This window comes from Winogradskyella alexanderae, assembly GCF_020166335.1.
Taxonomy (GTDB): Bacteria; Bacteroidota; Bacteroidia; order Flavobacteriales; family Flavobacteriaceae; genus Winogradskyella; species Winogradskyella alexanderae.
On record NZ_JAIUJR010000001.1, the window covers coordinates 469,359 to 486,667 of the forward strand.

The 17,309-nt window shown below is 36.6% G+C and carries 8 protein-coding genes; 2 read left to right on the forward strand and 6 right to left on the reverse strand.

Annotated features, from left to right (window positions below; genetic code table 11):
- Positions 1–250: 250 nt before the first annotated feature.
- Entirely contained in the window at positions 251–1,939 is a 1,689-nt protein-coding gene (locus LBU54_RS02090) for an ABC transporter ATP-binding protein (RefSeq protein WP_224525001.1), read from the reverse strand.
- Between the two features lie 222 nt (positions 1,940–2,161).
- Between LBU54_RS02090 and LBU54_RS02095 the strand changes: the two genes are divergently transcribed.
- Together LBU54_RS02095 and LBU54_RS02100 are read left to right on the forward strand one after the other, a co-directional pair.
- Positions 2,162–6,865: a M14 family zinc carboxypeptidase gene (locus LBU54_RS02095; protein WP_224525003.1), complete on the forward strand. Its 4,704-nt coding sequence runs from the start codon at positions 2,162–2,164 to the stop codon at positions 6,863–6,865.
- A 203-nt stretch (positions 6,866–7,068) separates the two neighbouring features.
- A complete protein-coding gene (locus tag LBU54_RS02100) occupies positions 7,069–13,284 on the forward strand; it encodes an immunoglobulin-like domain-containing protein (RefSeq protein ID WP_224525006.1) in 6,216 nt (2,071 codons plus the stop codon).
- Positions 13,285–13,321: 37 nt separating this feature from the next.
- On the opposite strand, the gene LBU54_RS02105 is transcribed toward LBU54_RS02100, so the two are convergent.
- From LBU54_RS02105 to LBU54_RS02125, 5 genes are read right to left on the reverse strand one after another with little or no spacing between them, the layout of a single operon-like run.
- A complete protein-coding gene (locus tag LBU54_RS02105) occupies positions 13,322–14,035 on the reverse strand; it encodes a 3'-5' exonuclease (protein WP_224525023.1) in 714 nt (237 codons plus the stop codon).
- Entirely contained in the window at positions 14,032–15,186 is a 1,155-nt protein-coding gene (locus LBU54_RS02110; protein ID WP_224525026.1) for a serine hydrolase domain-containing protein, read from the reverse strand. The genes LBU54_RS02105 and LBU54_RS02110 overlap by 4 nt, the downstream gene beginning before the upstream one ends.
- On the reverse strand, positions 15,183–15,752 hold the full coding sequence (locus LBU54_RS02115; protein WP_224525030.1) for a DUF4442 domain-containing protein: 570 nt from the start codon (positions 15,750–15,752) through the stop codon (positions 15,183–15,185). The genes LBU54_RS02110 and LBU54_RS02115 overlap by 4 nt, the downstream gene beginning before the upstream one ends.
- Complete coding sequence (locus LBU54_RS02120) at positions 15,712–16,191, reverse strand: methylated-DNA--[protein]-cysteine S-methyltransferase (protein WP_224525033.1); 480 nt, start codon at positions 16,189–16,191, stop codon at positions 15,712–15,714. Before LBU54_RS02120 ends, LBU54_RS02115 begins: the two co-directional genes overlap by 41 nt.
- Positions 16,191–17,309 carry a CNNM domain-containing protein gene (locus tag LBU54_RS02125; RefSeq protein ID WP_224525037.1) on the reverse strand — a complete coding sequence of 373 codons (1,119 nt, stop codon included), beginning with the start codon at positions 17,307–17,309 and terminating at the stop codon, positions 16,191–16,193. The genes LBU54_RS02120 and LBU54_RS02125 overlap by 1 nt, the downstream gene beginning before the upstream one ends.

Consider the following 17,309-nt stretch of genomic DNA (forward strand, 5'->3'; position numbering starts at 1 on the left):
ATTAAAAATAAATATCATATTAGCAATCCCAAATTAAAATAACCAAGTTTACCATAAACTTAATTTATGATTTGTCCCAAATCTATCATAAACTTAACTTATGAAAACAGAACAGAATCTACCAGAACCTACGTTAACAGAAAACAATATGTTTTCTAATTTTAGAAAAACTATGAGGTTAGTCTCAAATGTTTTAAAATTAACTAAGAAAATTTTCATGCTATAGCTTCATGTTATGGCATGAATTTTTTTATCCTTTAGGAATAGCGTCAATTAATTTTTTGGTATAACTCTTACTAGGTGAATTAAAAATAGCATCTGCATCACCAATCTCCTCTATTTTACCAGCATTCATTACCAATAATTGATCTGCCATATACTTAACTACAGCAAGATCATGGGATATAAATATATAGGTAAATTTAAATTGTTCTTTTAGATCACTAAGTAGATTTAATACTTGGGCTTGTACCGATATATCTAGAGCGGAAACAGACTCATCACAGATTATTAATTTGGGTTGTAAGGCAATTGTCCGAGCAATACCAATACGTTGACGTTGGCCGCCAGAAAATTCATGTGGATATCTATTAAAGCTATCCTTTTGTAAACCTACTTTCTCGAGAATGTTTAGAACTTTTTGTTTACGTTCGTTATTGTTTTTACCAATACCATGAACTCTCATGGGTTCCATAATAGCTTCACCTATCATGAGTCTTGGATTTAGTGATGCATAAGGATCTTGAAAAATGATTTGAATTTCCTTTCTTATAGTCCTTAATTCGGTTTTATTCAGGTTGGTAATATCTTTTCCTTTATACTTTATTTTACCTGAAGTTGCCTTATCTAAATGGAGAATGGCATTACCCAAGGTGGACTTACCACATCCAGATTCGCCAACTAGCCCTAATGTTTCCCCAGGATAAACCTTAAAACTAACATCATTAACTGCCTTAAATGTATTTTGTTTTGAGAACCATCCTGTCTTTTTAAAATATGCTTTTTCTAAGTTATTTATTTCTAAGAGAGGCTCCTGATTGTACAAATCATGGTGCAATTTTGAGCGTTGAGCATTTGTGATAATTTCATTACTTAAGTTCCCTTGTATGTAATCCTTAATAGTAGGCAATCGTTTAAACCTTATTTCTGTAGAAGGTCTTGCATTAAGTAGCGCTTTTGTATAATTGTGCGAAGGTGATTTAAAGACTTTTTTGGTATTACCCTTTTCAACAATTTCACCATTATACATTACAATTACATTTTCAGCAAATTCAGACACAACCGACAAATCGTGCGATATAAACAAAATGCTCATTTTTGTTTCTTTTTGTATTGACTTTAACAAGTCTAAGATGTCCTTCTGCACGGTTACATCGAGCGCTGTAGTGGGTTCGTCGGCGATCAATAGTTTTGGCTTACAGGCAATTGCCATAGCTATCATAACACGTTGTTTTTGTCCACCAGATATTTGATGTGGGTAGGCATTGTAGATTCTGTTTGACTCAGGAAGCTTTACCTTATCAAAAAGCTCTAGTACTTGCGCTTTTATTTCGTTTTGGCTTAGGTTGGTATGTCGCCTTAGGATTTCTTCTACTTGTTTGCCGCAGCGCATCGATGGGTTCAATGAGCTCATTGGTTCCTGAAAAATCATCGCTATTTCGTTCCCTCTTAAAGATTGATACGTTTCTTCTGATAAACCAACAAGTTCAGTGCCATTAAATTGGATTGAACCTGATTTAATTCTGGAAATTTTAGCGGGCAACAAGCCCATAACAGAAAGTGAAGTTATAGACTTACCTGATCCGGATTCTCCTACGATAGCCGTTATTGAATTCTCTAGTATTCTAAAGCTTATATTTTTTAGAATATCAGCTTCTGTTTCATTATTATAAAATGAAATAGAGAGCGCTTTTACCTTTAATAAAATGGGATTATTCATGCTTAGATGTAAAAATAATAAAGTATAAGCAACCCATTTTCACAGGGTTATGTAAAAATTCTAAAAGTATAATAAAATTGTAAACTGTTGATAAGCATGTATTTAGAAATTAACAAGATCTACAAATATGCATTTCATCGAATAAATATGCATTTTATGGATAAAAATTCAAATAAAAGTATATATTAGCACCCTATTAATTTCATTATTAACCCCAAACTAATGAGAAACTTTACCTACTTAATGTTAGTGCTTTTGTTTGCGCTACAAAATTCTTATTCACAAGAAAAATATTCTAGGGTTAGGATTTCTAATCCAACTCAAAATCAAGTTTTAAGTATTCAAAAGCTTGGTATAGATCTTAACTGTGGCAGTAGTCATCATAACCATGATCTTATTGTAGAAATTTCAGACCGCGAAAAACTGCAATTAGAGCAACGTGGTATAAGTTATACAGTATTACAAGATGATCTTACAAGTTTTTATGCCGAAAGAGCAAGTAATGAATTGCCTCGTGCAAAAGCGTTACTTAAAGCAGAAAAAGCACGTGCTACTAACATTGCAAAGAGTTCAGTTTCGAATGTAGTTTTTGATAATGCCATACAATACACAGGTTGTGATGAAATTGATTGGGCTGTACCGAGTAATTTTAATTTTGGTAGTATGGGTGGTTGCTTAACTTTGAGCGAAATGAAGGCTGAGTTAGATAATATGTATACATATTCTCAATCCAATAGCCTGAATATTGTCTCACAAAAACAAGATGCTTCACCAACAAATCAAACTACCTGGGGAAATCCTAGTGGTACGATTACTAATAACGGATTAACTTATAGTGGCCAAGGAACAACACGTTGGAACCCTGAAACAATCTGGTATGTAAGAATTACAGGAAACGAAGATTCTACACCAGAAGGAACAAAACCACAGATATTATTTACTTCTATGATACATTCAAGAGAGTTGAGTGCTCTTATGAACAACATTTATTTTATGTGGTATATCATAGAAAATTATGAGACCGATGATGCTATTAAGGAGCTGGTTGACAATAATGAATTATATTTTGTACCTGTTGTTAACCCTGACGGACTTAGGTGGAATGAACACTTAAGCCCTGGCGGTGGAGGAATGCAACGTAAAAATCTAAGACCTAATACCGGCCCTACTACAAACACTACTCCTGATAGAGGGGTCGATTTAAATAGAAACTTTGATTACTATTGGGGATTGAATAATATAGGATCTTCTGGTACGCAGTCTAGTGGAACATATAGAGGACCTTCTCCGGCCTCTGAACCAGAAACCCAAATCATGGTTGACTTCATATCTAGCAGAAATTTTGAGACTGGTGTATGGAACCACTCATTTACAAACTCATTACCACACCCTTACGGAGGTGTACCTACTTTGAATTCTGGTCGAGAGGACGAATTTCATAGATGGCATGAAGAAATGAGTCGTTACAATAGATATTTGTATGGTGCAACCATATTTTATGAGTCAAACGGAATACCAGATGATTGGATGCTTGGTGGTGCACCCGATAACAATGGTTCTACCGGTTTTAATCAGGCTGTATTAGCCACAACACCCGAACACGGTGGTTCAAGCGAAGGTGGTTTCTGGCCAAGTTTATCTAATATTGTACCTATTGCCAAACGCTCTATGCGTGTTTCGCTGGCAACAGCTTATTATGGTGGCAAATATGCTAAGTTGCATGATCTTACTCAGAGTGATATTTCAAGTTTAAACTCGAATTTAGATTTTGGCATAGAACGTATTGGTCAAGCAGATAGTGATTTTACAGTAACTGTAACACCTGTTTCCACGAACATTGTTAGTATTAACTCACCTGCTACACAAACCGGTATACCGGTTTTAGAGCAAAGAAGCGTTACGGCAACTTTAGAATTAGATCCTGGGATTTCACCCAATGATAAGATAGAATATAACGTAAAGCTTATTAATGACAATGGTATTATTTATGAAGCTAACTTTGAAAAATACTACCAACCTACCGTATTATTTAATCAAAATCCAGATAATGATGGACTTACAGGATGGACGCAATCTGGCGGTTGGGCGACGACGACAGCAGACGCTTATTCAGGTAGTACATCTATAAACACGGGTACTTATTCTACAAATAATAATAAAACATTAACTACAGCGAGTAGTTATGATTTTTCCAACTCCTCAGAAGTATCTATTCAGTTTTATACAAAATGGGATATTGAGCGAAACTACGATTATGTGGAATTTCTTGCTTCACCTGATGGAGGAAGCAACTGGGTAACGCTTTGTGGAAAATACACTAAGCCTAATGCCACAAGTTTTACGACTAACCACGATAACAAAAGTGGCACATTTGCAAACTTTCAAAATAATAGTGGTGGTCAAATTTATGACGCAGATCGTATGGATAACTGGGTAATGGAAGAATATGTTATAGACAATACATATGCTTCTATCTTAAACTCGAGTAATGTAAGATTACGCTTTAATTTTAGAACTGATGGTGCCAATGTAATGGAGAATTATACAAGTACCTTAGATGGGTTCTTTATTGATGATTTTAAAATTATTGGTCTGACTATTCCTTGTGCTACAACCGTACCATCAGGTTTAGCGGTAGCATCTATAACCGCGTCAGGAGCAGATGCAAACTGGGACAATATACCATCTGCTACTTACGACATAAGATATAAAGAAACCCTTTCTTCTACTTGGATTGAAGTCACGGATTTGGCATCACCAAGCTACGCCATTACTGGTTTAACACCAACAACAGATTATGAGGTACAGGTAAGGACAAGATGTACAACAGCGACATCTGCATATACAGCATCAGTAAACTTTACAACAACTGATTTAACATACTGTACCGCTAGCGGTGCAAGTATTGCTGACGAGTATATAGGTGGAGTCACGTTGAATTCTATAACAAATGATACTTCGCCTTCTGGTAGTGGAACTTCTTCAGGTTACTCTGATTTTACAGGGTCATTCATTTTTGATCCAATTCAATTAGGAAGTACAGGTAATACTATTTCAGTTTCAAAATATTGGAATAATGTTTATAACGAAGCTGTATCTGTATGGATTGATTTTAATAAAAATGGAACCTTTGAGGTTTCTGAAAAAATATTAGAAGATGGAGCTAATCAAAACACACCAATTTCAAACACCTTTAGTGTCCCATTATCAGCTAGCACAGGGAATACAACGATGCGTGTAATAATGAAGTATATAGGAGGATTAGGTACCTTACAGACAGACCCGTGCGAAGACTTCAACTATGGTGAAGTTGAAGATTACAGTCTATATCTATATGATGGGTTGCTTTATACAAGTGGTACTTGGTATCCTAATGCACCAGATGCTACTACTGGATCAGAAAATGTTCTTATATTAGATGGGACATTTAACGCGAATACAAATTTTGAAGTCAATAATTTAACGATAAACACTGGCGCCACATTAAATTTAGATAAAGCTAATGCAATTACGGTTAATGGTAATGTTGCAGCGAACGGTATTTTAGTTTTAAATTCAGATTCAAACGAGTTCTCAAGTTTATTGGTTACTGGCAATGTAACTGGAGATGTAAAATACCATCGTCATGTTAACTCTAATACAGATGATAATGATTTAATTGCTCCTCCAGTTAGTGGCGAAACGTTTGTAGATTTCTTATCCAATAATAATAACGTGTTTGCGAATGGCACCCAAACTTTATTCTTGTTTGGAGATTTCGAAAAACCTTCAAATCAATATCAACTGTATTCAAATACTGAAACGGCAACTTTAGTTGCGGGTAAAGGTTATAGAGCAGCATCAACCGATGATGGAACGTTTGAATTTACTGGGACCGTTACGACCAGTGATCTCGTTGTACCTATAGAGAGAACAGGTACGACCTATACACAGTGGAATCTTATAGGAAACCCTTATACCTCATATATTAGATTATCGGATTTCTTGACGACAAACATTGGTGAACTGGACCCTTCTAGTGCGGCGGTTTATGGTTACGACGCAGACGATTCTAATGGTAGCAATTGGGCTATTTGGAATTTTGCCTATTCTGATGCAAATCCTGGTTCTTTAATAGCACCAGGTCAAGGATTCTTTGTGTCTGCAAGAACAGGCTCTAATGTTAATATTACTTTTGAGTCTACCATGAGAACAGCAGGTAATTCTGATGATTTTATTGCTGGTAGAAACAATACCTCAACAATTGCGCACTCTGTTTTTGAAATTGTAAAAGGAAGCGATTCTTATGAAACAGAATTGTATTTCACAGACAATGCTAGTGCTGGTCTTGATTTAGGTTACGATGCTGAACATTTTGGAGGCGCACCTTCTGATTTTTCTATATACACTGAGCTTGCAGAGGATAATACAGGAACAGATATAGCAATACAATCGATCTCTTTTAATGATGTTTCAAACGGAGTGATAATACCTGTTGGATTAAGTCTAAACCAAGGTGAACAAGCAACAATAAGAATGACAAATTCTGATGCATCTTTTGATATATTTTTAGAGGATACCCAAGAGAATTCATTCACATTGTTGAATAATTCTGAGTATACATTCACTGCGGATTCTAATATATCAGATATTGGGAGATTCTATTTGAGATTTAATGCAGATGTTCTTTCTACCAATGAATCGTCCTTAGATCGCATTCAAATTTATAATGATAATGATTTGGAAGAGATTATAATTAAAGGGCAATTAAATTCAAAAACAGCACTTTATTTATATGATATACAAGGGCGTGAAATATTAAACACAACTCTAAAAACGAATAACTCAATTAATAAAATTAATACAACAGGGTTTATGAGTGGTGTGTACTTGGTGAAATTACAGAACAGTTCAACAGCAATTACTAAAAAACTAATAATCAAATAATTTTATTTCAATAATTTAGAGAAAGGCCTAGACTTAAATCTGGGCCTTTTTTTATAGGCTAAAGAAAAAACTGACATATCGTTACGGTTTTTCCGCAATTTATAGAGTCAATCTAACAAATTTTATCTTTCTTAAAAGTATGTTAAAGAAAATTAACTACTTTGTTACGGAATGCTATTAATAAATTTATAACCCTAGCCATTATGAAAGTAAAATTACTTTTACTCATTCTAGTAATGAGTACATCCCTCAATTGGGCTCAATCAAAAGTGTTCTGGCAACAGCAAAATTTGCGCAATAACACTATTACAAAACCGAGCCATCAATCATTAAAGTCGTATCAAACATTTAGTTTGGATACCCAAGCGCTGAGGCAAGCACTAGTGAATGCTCCTGACCGTAACTCTAATGCCACCAGCTCAAATGTTGTTTTATCGTTCCCTAATTCTGAAGGAACATTGGAACGTTTTGCTATTATGGAAGCTTCTGTAATGCATCCGGATCTACAGGCAAGATATCCAAATATTAGATCTTATGTAGGTCAGGGTGTCGACGATGCGTCATCAGTGATTAGGTTTAGTATTACACCTCAAGGATTTAATGCTATGATTTTATCTGGCCATGGACCAAGTACTTTTATCGAGCCTATAGCACGCAATTCCAATAGCTATATCGTGTTTAATAGACGTGAAAGAATAGATTACAATGACAACTTTGAGTGCCAGGTTACAGACCACATAAATTCTTCAATGAGTTCTGGTACAGCATTAAGAAATGCCGATGATGGTATTTTACGAACTTATAGATTGGTTGTTTCTGCAACTGGAGAATATACACAGTTTCACGGTGGTACAAAGGCACAAGCACTCGCGGCAATAAATACCACGATGACTCGCGTAAATGGTATTTACGAAACTGATTTTAATGTTACTATGGTTCTCATTGCCAACACAGATGATGTAATTTATACAAATACTGCTACCGATCCCTATGGTAATACAACAAGTAACTATAACTCACAACTGCAAAATACCTTGACAAGTGTTATTGGAGAGTCCAATTATGACATTGGCCATTTATTTGCCAACCTTCAAAATAATGGTAATGCAGGTTGTATTGGTTGCGTTTGTGTAAACGGTCAAAAAGGCAGTGGATGGACCTCTTTAACCATACCAGAGGGCGATCCATTCGATGTGGATTATGTAGCTCACGAAATGGGCCATCAATTTGGCGGTAACCATACTTTTACATTTAGTAATGAAGGCACTGGGGCTCAGATGGAGCCAGGTAGTGGATCTACAATAATGGGTTATGCCGGTATCACTGGTGCTACTGATGTACAATCAAATAGCGATCCTTATTTTCACGCAGCTTCTGTACAACAAATTACAGATTACATTAAAACTACATCATGCCAAACAAATACTGCAACTGGTAATGCTGTTCCAGTTGTTAATGCAGGGCCAAACCATACAATTCCTGCAGGAACACCTTTTGTTTTGGATGGTACAGCAACAGATGCTGACACGGGCGATGTACTAACTTATTGTTGGGAACAATTTGATGTTGGCTCGCCAACAACCACTAATCCCAGTGTGAATAATACATCTGGAACTGCATTTAGATCTTTTACCCCAACCACAGATACTAAGCGATACTTTCCAAGATTAGCTACTGTAAAAACTGGTGCCACATCTTGGCAATGGGAAGCAGTACCAAATGTTTCTCGCAATATGACCTTTAGGTTAACAGTTAGAGATAATCAAGCAGGAGGTGGCACCAATAACAGTGATGATGTAGTTGTTTCCGTGACCGCTAATGCTGGCCCCTTTGTGGTCAATTCACCAAACACTAATGTTACTTGGGATGCAGGTACAACCAGAACTGTAACATGGAATGTAGCTGGGACTACAGGAAACAGTGTAAATGCTGCTAATGTTGATATCTTCTTGTCAACAGATGGTGGTGATACGTATCCTATAACTTTAGCAACAGGTGTTCCTAATGATGGTTCGCACGATATTGTAGTGCCAAACAATCAGGGGAATCAGAATAGAGTAATGGTTAAGGGAGCAAATAATATTTTCTTCGATATTTCCAATACCAATTTTACTATTGGACCACCAGTAGTGTGCAATGCAACCGTTCCAACTGGTTTAGCAGCTTCAAATGTTGGCGCAACAACCGCTACATTAAGTTGGAATGCTGTTCCAGGCGCAAGTTATGATTTAAGATATAGACAAGTTGGTACCTCAACATGGACTACAGAATCAGTTTCAGGCATCTCATCTTCTTTGAGTGGATTAACCACATTAACCCAATATGAAGCGCAAGTAAGAAGTAAGTGTGCAGGTGGAGCAACATCTGCTTATAGCGGATTAATAAATTTCACTACTACCGATGTGCAACTTAACTATTGCAACTCTGCAAGTACAAATGTTAACGATGAGTTTATTAGTAGAGTTCAATTAAATACAATTGATAATTCATCAGGAGGTCAATTCTATTCTGATTTTACAAGTATTTCAACAACGCTTACAAAAGGAACACAATATACAGTTACAATTACACCAACTTGGACTGGAACGGTTTATGCCGAGGGATACTCAGTTTGGATCGATTATAACCGAGATGGTGATTTTATTGATGCCGGCGAACAAGTCTTTACACAAGCACCAACACAGGCTACTCCTGTAAGTGGTAATTTTACGGTTCCTGCAGGCGCTACAGAGAATTCTACTAGAATGCGGGTTACGTTGAGTTACAATGCCAATGTTGGACCTTGCGATTCATTCACATATGGTGAAGTTGAAGACTATACCATTGTAATAGAAGGAAGTGGGCCAGATACTACACCACCTGTCATTACCTTAAATGGAGCTTCTCCAATAGACCTAACATTAGGCGGTACATATACAGAGTTGGGAGCATCTGCCAACGACAATGTTGATGGTGATATTTCTGCAAATGTTATAATTGGAGGTGATACAGTTGATACAAATACTCTTGGTACTTATATCGTTACCTATAATGTCAGCGATGCCGCAGGTAATGCGGCTACTGAGGTTACTAGAACAGTAAATGTAAATGAACCTTCGAATGGATGTTCAGGTGGTATATCAACATATCCTTACAACGAAGGATTTGAAGGAAGTATTGGATTATGGTCACAAAATACTGGAGATGATTTGGATTGGACCGTAAATTCAGGTACAACCCCTTCAAATAATACAGGACCATCTAGTGCTATTCAAGGATCAAGCTATATATATGTTGAGGCTTCAGGAAACGGTACAGGCTATCCTAATAAACGAGCAATAATTACATCACCTTGTTTTGACCTTAATGGAGTAGCATCTGCTTCTTTTGATTTCCAGTATCATATGTTTGGTGCTACAGATATGGGAACTATTGATTTAGAAATCACTAATGATGAGGGTGCTACATGGACCAGTATCTGGAGTCAGTCTGGTAATCAAGGCAACCAATGGAATAGCCAAAGTGTTAGCTTAGATAGCTATGTAGGTAGTGGTGTTCAACTTCGATTTAACAGATTTGTGGGAAGTACTTGGCAGGCTGATATTGCTATTGATGCTATTGCTTTGACAACTTCTGGTCCTGACGTTACACCTCCAGTTATTACTCTGAATGGCCCGGCTACTTTAGATTTAAATGTTGGGGAAACCTATACAGAACAGGGTGCAACAGCAACCGACAATGTTGATGGCGACCTTACAAGTTCCATAGTAATAGGAGGAGATGTTGTTAATACATCACTAGCAGGTGTTTATGTGGTGACCTACAATGTTAGTGACGCAGCAGGCAATGCGGCAACGCAAGTTACAAGAACCATTACGGTAATTGCCGACACGACACCTCCAGTTATTACTCTGAATGGCCCGGCTACTTTAGATTTAAATGTTGGCGAAACCTATACAGAACAAGGTGCAACAGCAACCGATAATATAGATGGCGATATTTCAAGTTCTATAGTTATTGGAGGTGATGCAGTGAATACATCTGTTGCTGGCGTTTACGTCGTGACTTACAATGTTAGTGATGCTGCAGGGAATGCGGCTACACAAGTTACGAGAACCGTAACAGTAATAGCCGACACGACACCTCCAGTTATTACCTTAATCGGAGCATCAACAATCGATTTGAACGTTGGCGAAACCTATACAGAACAAGGTGCAACAGCAACCGATAATATAGATGGCGATATTTCAAGTTCTATAGTTATTGGAGGTGATGTAGTGAATACATCTGTTGCTGGCGTTTACGTGGTGACCTATAATGTAAGTGATGCTGCAGGGAATGCGGCTACACAAGTTACGAGAACCGTAACAGTAATAGCCGACACGACACCTCCAGTTATAACTCTGATAGGTGCATCAATAATTAACTTAGAATTAGGCGATTCTTACACAGATCAAGGGGCTACGGCAACGGATAATATAGATGGTGATTTAACATCTAGTATTGTTGTTGGTGGAGCTATTGTTGATACAAATACAGTAGGTTCTTACGTAATTACCTATAACGTCAGTGATACAGCAGGCAATGCGGCTACCCAAGTTACAAGAACTGTAAATGTGAATCCAGACATAACACCACCTGTTATAACATTAATTGGGGCTAATCCAATAGACTTGAATGAAGGGGACACTTACAATGAATTAGGAGCAACGGCAACGGATAACATAGATGGCGATATTAGTGCAAACATTGTGATTACAGGAACCGTTAATACTGCCGTAGCAGGAACCTATTTTGTTAATTATAATGTTAGTGATGCTGCAGGAAACGCTGCGACTCAAGTTACAAGAACAGTTAATGTAATTGCAGATACAACACCACCAGTTATTACATTAATTGGAGCGTCAACAGTTAATTTATTTGTTGGGGACACCTATACGGAACAAGGTGCCACAGCAACAGATAATCTTGATGGTGACATAACAGCAAGCATTATTATTACAGGCAACGTAAACACAAATGTTGCTGGAAACTATCAAGTTGAATATAATGTGAGTGATAATGCTGGGAATGTAGCTACTGAAGTTATAAGGTCTGTTAATGTTTCTGAACTATCTACTGGCTGTTCAGGAGGCATTACAACATATCCCTACTCAGAAGGATTTGAAGGGTCAATTGGAGCTTGGACGCAATCTGTCGCAGATGACATTAATTGGACTGTTAATTCAAATGGTACGCCATCTTCAGGAACAGGACCTTCGAGCGCAATTGAAGGGACAAGTTACATTTATGTTGAGGCGTCTGGCAATGGAACAGGATACCCAAATAAAAGAGCGATAATTACCTCACCTTGTTTTAATCTATCAGGACTTTCTGAAGCATCTTTCAATTTTAGTTATCATCAGTTTGGTGCTGCCGATATGGGAACAATTGATCTTGAAATTAGTGATGATGATGGTGCTAGTTGGATCTCTATCTGGAATAGTTCAGGTAATCTTGGAAGTTCTTGGCAATTAGCTAATGTTAACTTGAATGCTTATGTTGGTGGTAGTGTACAATTACGATTTAATAGAGTAACCGGTAGCACTTGGCAAGCGGATATTGCGATTGATAATGTTAGTTTAACAGAAGGTGTACCAGTTGTTGAAGGTTGTTCAGGCGGTATTACATCTTTCCCTTACAGCGAAGGATTTGAAAACACATTAGGTGCTTGGACACAATCTACTGCTGACGACTTAAATTGGACTGTTGATGCTAATGGTACACCATCTTCTGGAACAGGGCCATCAAGTGCAATACAAGGGTCATTCTATATTTATGTGGAGGCATCTGGGAATAATGTTGGATATCCTAATAAACAAGCAATAATAAACTCACCTTGTTTTGATTTATCAAGTGTATCTGATGCTAATTTTAGTTTTAATTACCATCAATATGGAGCAACTGATATGGGAACACTTTCACTAGAAGCTAGTAATAATGATGGTGCGTCTTGGGTAAGTATTTGGAGTAGTTCAGGTAACTTAGGCAACTCTTGGCAATCCGAAACGGTAAGTCTTTCAGCTTATACAGGCGGAAGTGTACAACTTCGTTTTAATAGAGTAACCGGTGGTACTTGGCAAGCAGACATTGCAATTGATAATATTAATTTAACCACATCTGGTGCAGCAAGAGAGATTGACAATGTTGCAACTTCAGGAGAATTGAATTTTGACGTTGAGATTTTTCCAAATCCAGTTAAAGGACAATACTTAAATGTAAGAACGAAGCTGAAGGATATTAATTTTGAGGTTTATAATTCAATTGGTCAGCTCGTTTCTAAAGGAAAACTTACTGATTATAATATTAATGTAAGTGCCTTTGATGCAGGCGTATATCATGTACGTTTTATTAGTGAAGATAAAACGATAATTAAACGCTTTATTAAAAATCAGGAATAATAAGTATAAAAAACCCAGAAGATTTCTTCTGGGTTTTTTATATATGTTTAATCTCATCTTTACTCAGAAGTTCATCGCCTCTTAGCCTAAGTAAAATTTGAGCAACAGCGACAGTGTCTTTTTCGCAATAGTTTATAATGCGATCAATGTTCTTTTCTTCATAATAAACCCGATAAACTTCACTGCCGTCAATATCATCTTTTGGCGAAGGAATGCCTAAAACATTAGTGAGAAGTTTTAAAGAAGTATACGTTTTATAGTCGCCGAACTTCCATAACTCGAGTGTATCCAAATGAGGCACCTCCCAAGGTTTTTTGCCAAAGAGATTGAGCTTGTACGGTAATTGGATATTATGAATAATCATGCGACGTGCTATGTATGGAAAATCAAATTCCTTTCCGTTGTGCGCACAAAGTAAATGTTTGTTTTGGCTAAAATGAGCTATGACGAGGTTTTTAAAATCCTTCAGAATCTTTTCTTCTTCACCGTGAAATGAAGTGACCCTAAAAGTCCGTTCTTCGCCATTTAGTTTAAAATAACCAACGGAAATACAAATAATCTTACCAAATTCTGCCCAAATTCCCGCGCGGTCATAAAATTCTTCGGCAGTAAATTCGTCTTTTCTTTGATATTGTGATTTTGCTTCCCAAAGATTTTGCTTTATGGCATCAAGGTCATTGAAATTTTCAGTTTCCGGAACGGTCTCAATATCAAGAAATAGGATATTTTCAAGGTTTAATTTGCGTATCATAGCCCAAGCATTTTATAGGCTTCTTCAATATAAAGCGTTATATCTTTTGTGAACTGACCAATACCTGCGTCTGGAGATTTTTGATGTCCCAGTCTCACAATAATAACATTATCCTCTGGTTGCACTATAACGTATTGTCCTAGGTGGCCTCGCATCATTTTAAAGTTTTTGCCATTAACATCTTTTAACCACCATCCGTAACCATATTCTGGACTTTCAGTAAATCTTGGTGTGATTGATTTCACTACAAAACTTGAGTCCAAGAGTTGATTTCCATTCCATTTACCATAGTCTTTAAATAGTTTGCCATAGCGTGCAAAATCCTTTGCATTACCGGCAATACAACAGTATGCTTTTACTAAATCATGCTCTTCACTATCCACCTGCCAAAGCACATCATTTTCACTTCCTAAAGGTTTCCAGAAACTTTCTTCAAAATAATTGTATAATTTTTTGCCAGTTGCTTTTTCTATAACCATGGCTAGCATTTGTGTGTCACCACTAGCATATTTAAAAGCTGTACCAGGGGTTTTAACAACTTTAAGTCCATTGGAGACTTTAGCCAAATCGTCATCAAAATAAGCTCTTGTTGTTATTGAGAATGGTGAGTAATAGCGTTCGTCCCAATTTGTGCCAGATGCCATACTAGATAAATCACCAACAGTCATTTTTAGAGCTTCTCCTTCACAAAAATTAGGGAGAAAATCACAAACAGGCTGTTCAAGACTCTTAATATAACCTTCCTCTATTGCTTTACCCATTAAACCAGAGACATAACTCTTGGCCATGGAGAAGGAGTTGGATTTAGAATCTTCATTAAAGCCATCGTAATATTCTTCAAACCAGATACTATCATTCTTTATAATAACATAGGCAATTGTCCCCCAATCCTTATTGGCGTTTTTAAGTCTTTGGGTTACTTCTGCACTGTTATAATCTTTATGGTTTGGCCATGGTTTTGGATTGTCACTTGCTTCAATTTTTTGATTGTCAAAGTATTTGTAGTCCTCTAGAAAAGCGGTAGTGTGCCCATTTAAGTAAATAGTCCTTACTGCCTTTAAAAGATAATCCGTATCAGTGACATAGAGTAGCCCAACGATAACAACTAAAAATATAATAATGAATTTTAATGTCTTCTTTAAAAATTTCATAGATCAGAAAGCTTAGTGGTTTTTTTACGAGTTTTTATTTTATTCTTGTAGAATTTCTTATCTGCAATGTATAGTGTTTTGTTAAATGAAGCAATAGTATTATTGTTTTCGTCTACAAGCGACATGGCTTTTACAATATCTAATTGATTGTCGTTTTTAATTTTTTCCTTAATTTTTTCAATTTCTTCCTCAGTAAAAATGAATTCCCCATAGATTGTGCCCTTAGCTGGTTTTTTATATTTGGCATCAACAGCTTTATCCCAAACTACATAGTTGTCTCCCAAGATTTGAATGAGCTGAATCATGTAGATAGGATCTGTTGCAGCCAACATACTTCCACCAAACATAGTCCCAGCGTAATTTCGGTTTTTCCAGTTGAGTTTTAGTCTAATTTTAATATAAAGTAAATCGTCGCTGACCTCAATGATTTTTGCTGTTGTCCTTCTATACATAGGAGACCAATTGAACCCGTATTTATATATCGTAGATACTTTAAAGTACTTTTTTAAAAGTTCTGTTCCAGACTTATACATTAAATAAACTTTCCTGTTTGTATTTGCTTTCATGATTTAAAAGCCATCGTTTTCTCTGCAAGCCACCAGCATATCCTGTTAAACTTCCATCAGATCCTATCACCCTGTGACAAGGAATAATCACCCAAAGTGGATTTTTACCATTAGCACTTGCAACTGCTCTTATGGCTTTGGTGTCGCCTAATTGTTTAGATAGCTCCAAATAGGAAATAGTCTTACCAAAAGGAATACACTGTAATTGTTTCCAAACTTTTTTTTGAAAAGCCGTTCCTTCGGGGTTTAATTGAAGATTGAACTCTTTCAATGTTTTGTTGAAGTACGATTTTAACTGGGAAACACAATCATACAATTCTGGAGGGATAGTTTGAGATCTTTCTGCTTTAGTGGCTAAAATTTTTACAGAAGAGATTCCTTTTTCATCTCCACAAATCTCAGCTAGCCCAATAGGTGTGTCAATTATGCAATGAGGCATCAGTTTTCAGGGTTGTCATTTTCAATCAAACCAAGTCGTTTTGCTCTTGTCTCCCAGCTTTTTCTAGCTAGTAACTGAAGATCAGAAACGTTATCGCTCTCATCCATAATTTCCAATCCTAGTAGTGTTTCTATAACGTCTTCCATAGTTACTAAACCACTCACGGAACCATATTCGTCCACAACGAGCGCCATATGGTTTCTGCTTTCAACTAATTGTTCAAATAACTTAGGAATTGGCATGCTTCGGTTTACGATAATAATACTCCGTTTTATTTCAGAAAGTAATTTAGTACCGTTACCTAAGGCCATTTCTTTAAATACTTCATCTTTTAATACCAAACCGGTAATGTTATCGGATTCTTCAGTGTAAACAGGAATTCTGGAGAATCTAATATTTTGGTTTACATCAAAAAATGCCTTAATAGTCGTGCTTTCATCTTCTGTCTTCATGACGGTTCTAGGTGTCATGACGTCTTTAGCCTGGACCTCCTTAAAAGTCAGTAAGTTTTTAATCACTGTGCTTTCACTTTCTTCAAAAACACCCTCCTCCTTTGCGATATCTGCCATGGCAACAAAGCCTTCGCGACTTAAAACACTTCCATGACCTTTTCCACCAATTAACTTTGTTGTTAATTGGAGCAACCACAAAATTCCGGTCCACTTAAGTGGAAAAATTAAAACATTTAGCGCTTTTGCAGTAAAGTTTGCCAACTGTTTCCAATAGGTTGCACCTATAGTTTTTGGAATTATTTCTGAGGCAACAAGGATTAATATTGTCATTACAGTTGAAACCACACCAACCATAACATCTTCTGTAAATTCAACGCCAAAGACACTTCTTTTTGTTGAACCATATAGCTCTTCATATGCTACTTTGGCCTGTACACCAACCAATATGGCACCAACAGTGTGTGCTATGGTGTTTAGGGTTAAAATGGCGATAAGTGGACGGTCAACGTCTTTCTTGAGATCTTCTAAGGATTCAGCATAAGCCTTGCCTTCCTTCTTTTTTATATTAATAAATGTTGGTGTAATACTCAATAAAACGGCCTCTAATATGGAGCACAAAAACGAAAAGAAAATTGAGACTATGGCGTAAAAAATGAGTAAGCCCAT

Bases quoted from the DNA above. Each gene is read 5' to 3' on its own strand.
- LBU54_RS02120 (WP_224525033.1), bottom strand. From the start codon at position 16,191: ATGCCTCATTGCATAATTGACACACCTATTGGGCTAGCTGAGATTTGT.
- LBU54_RS02095 (WP_224525003.1), top strand. From the start codon at position 2,162: ATGAGAAACTTTACCTACTTAATGTTAGTGCTTTTGTTTGCGCTACAA.
- LBU54_RS02100 (WP_224525006.1), top strand. From the start codon at position 7,069: ATGAAAGTAAAATTACTTTTACTCATTCTAGTAATGAGTACATCCCTC.
- LBU54_RS02110 (WP_224525026.1), bottom strand. From the start codon at position 15,186: ATGAAATTTTTAAAGAAGACATTAAAATTCATTATTATATTTTTAGTT.
- LBU54_RS02090 (WP_224525001.1), bottom strand. From the start codon at position 1,939: ATGAATAATCCCATTTTATTAAAGGTAAAAGCGCTCTCTATTTCATTT.
- LBU54_RS02115 (WP_224525030.1), bottom strand. From the start codon at position 15,752: ATGAAAGCAAATACAAACAGGAAAGTTTATTTAATGTATAAGTCTGGA.
- LBU54_RS02105 (WP_224525023.1), bottom strand. From the start codon at position 14,035: ATGATACGCAAATTAAACCTTGAAAATATCCTATTTCTTGATATTGAG.
- LBU54_RS02125 (WP_224525037.1), bottom strand. From the start codon at position 17,309: ATGGGCTTACTCATTTTTTACGCCATAGTCTCAATTTTCTTTTCGTTT.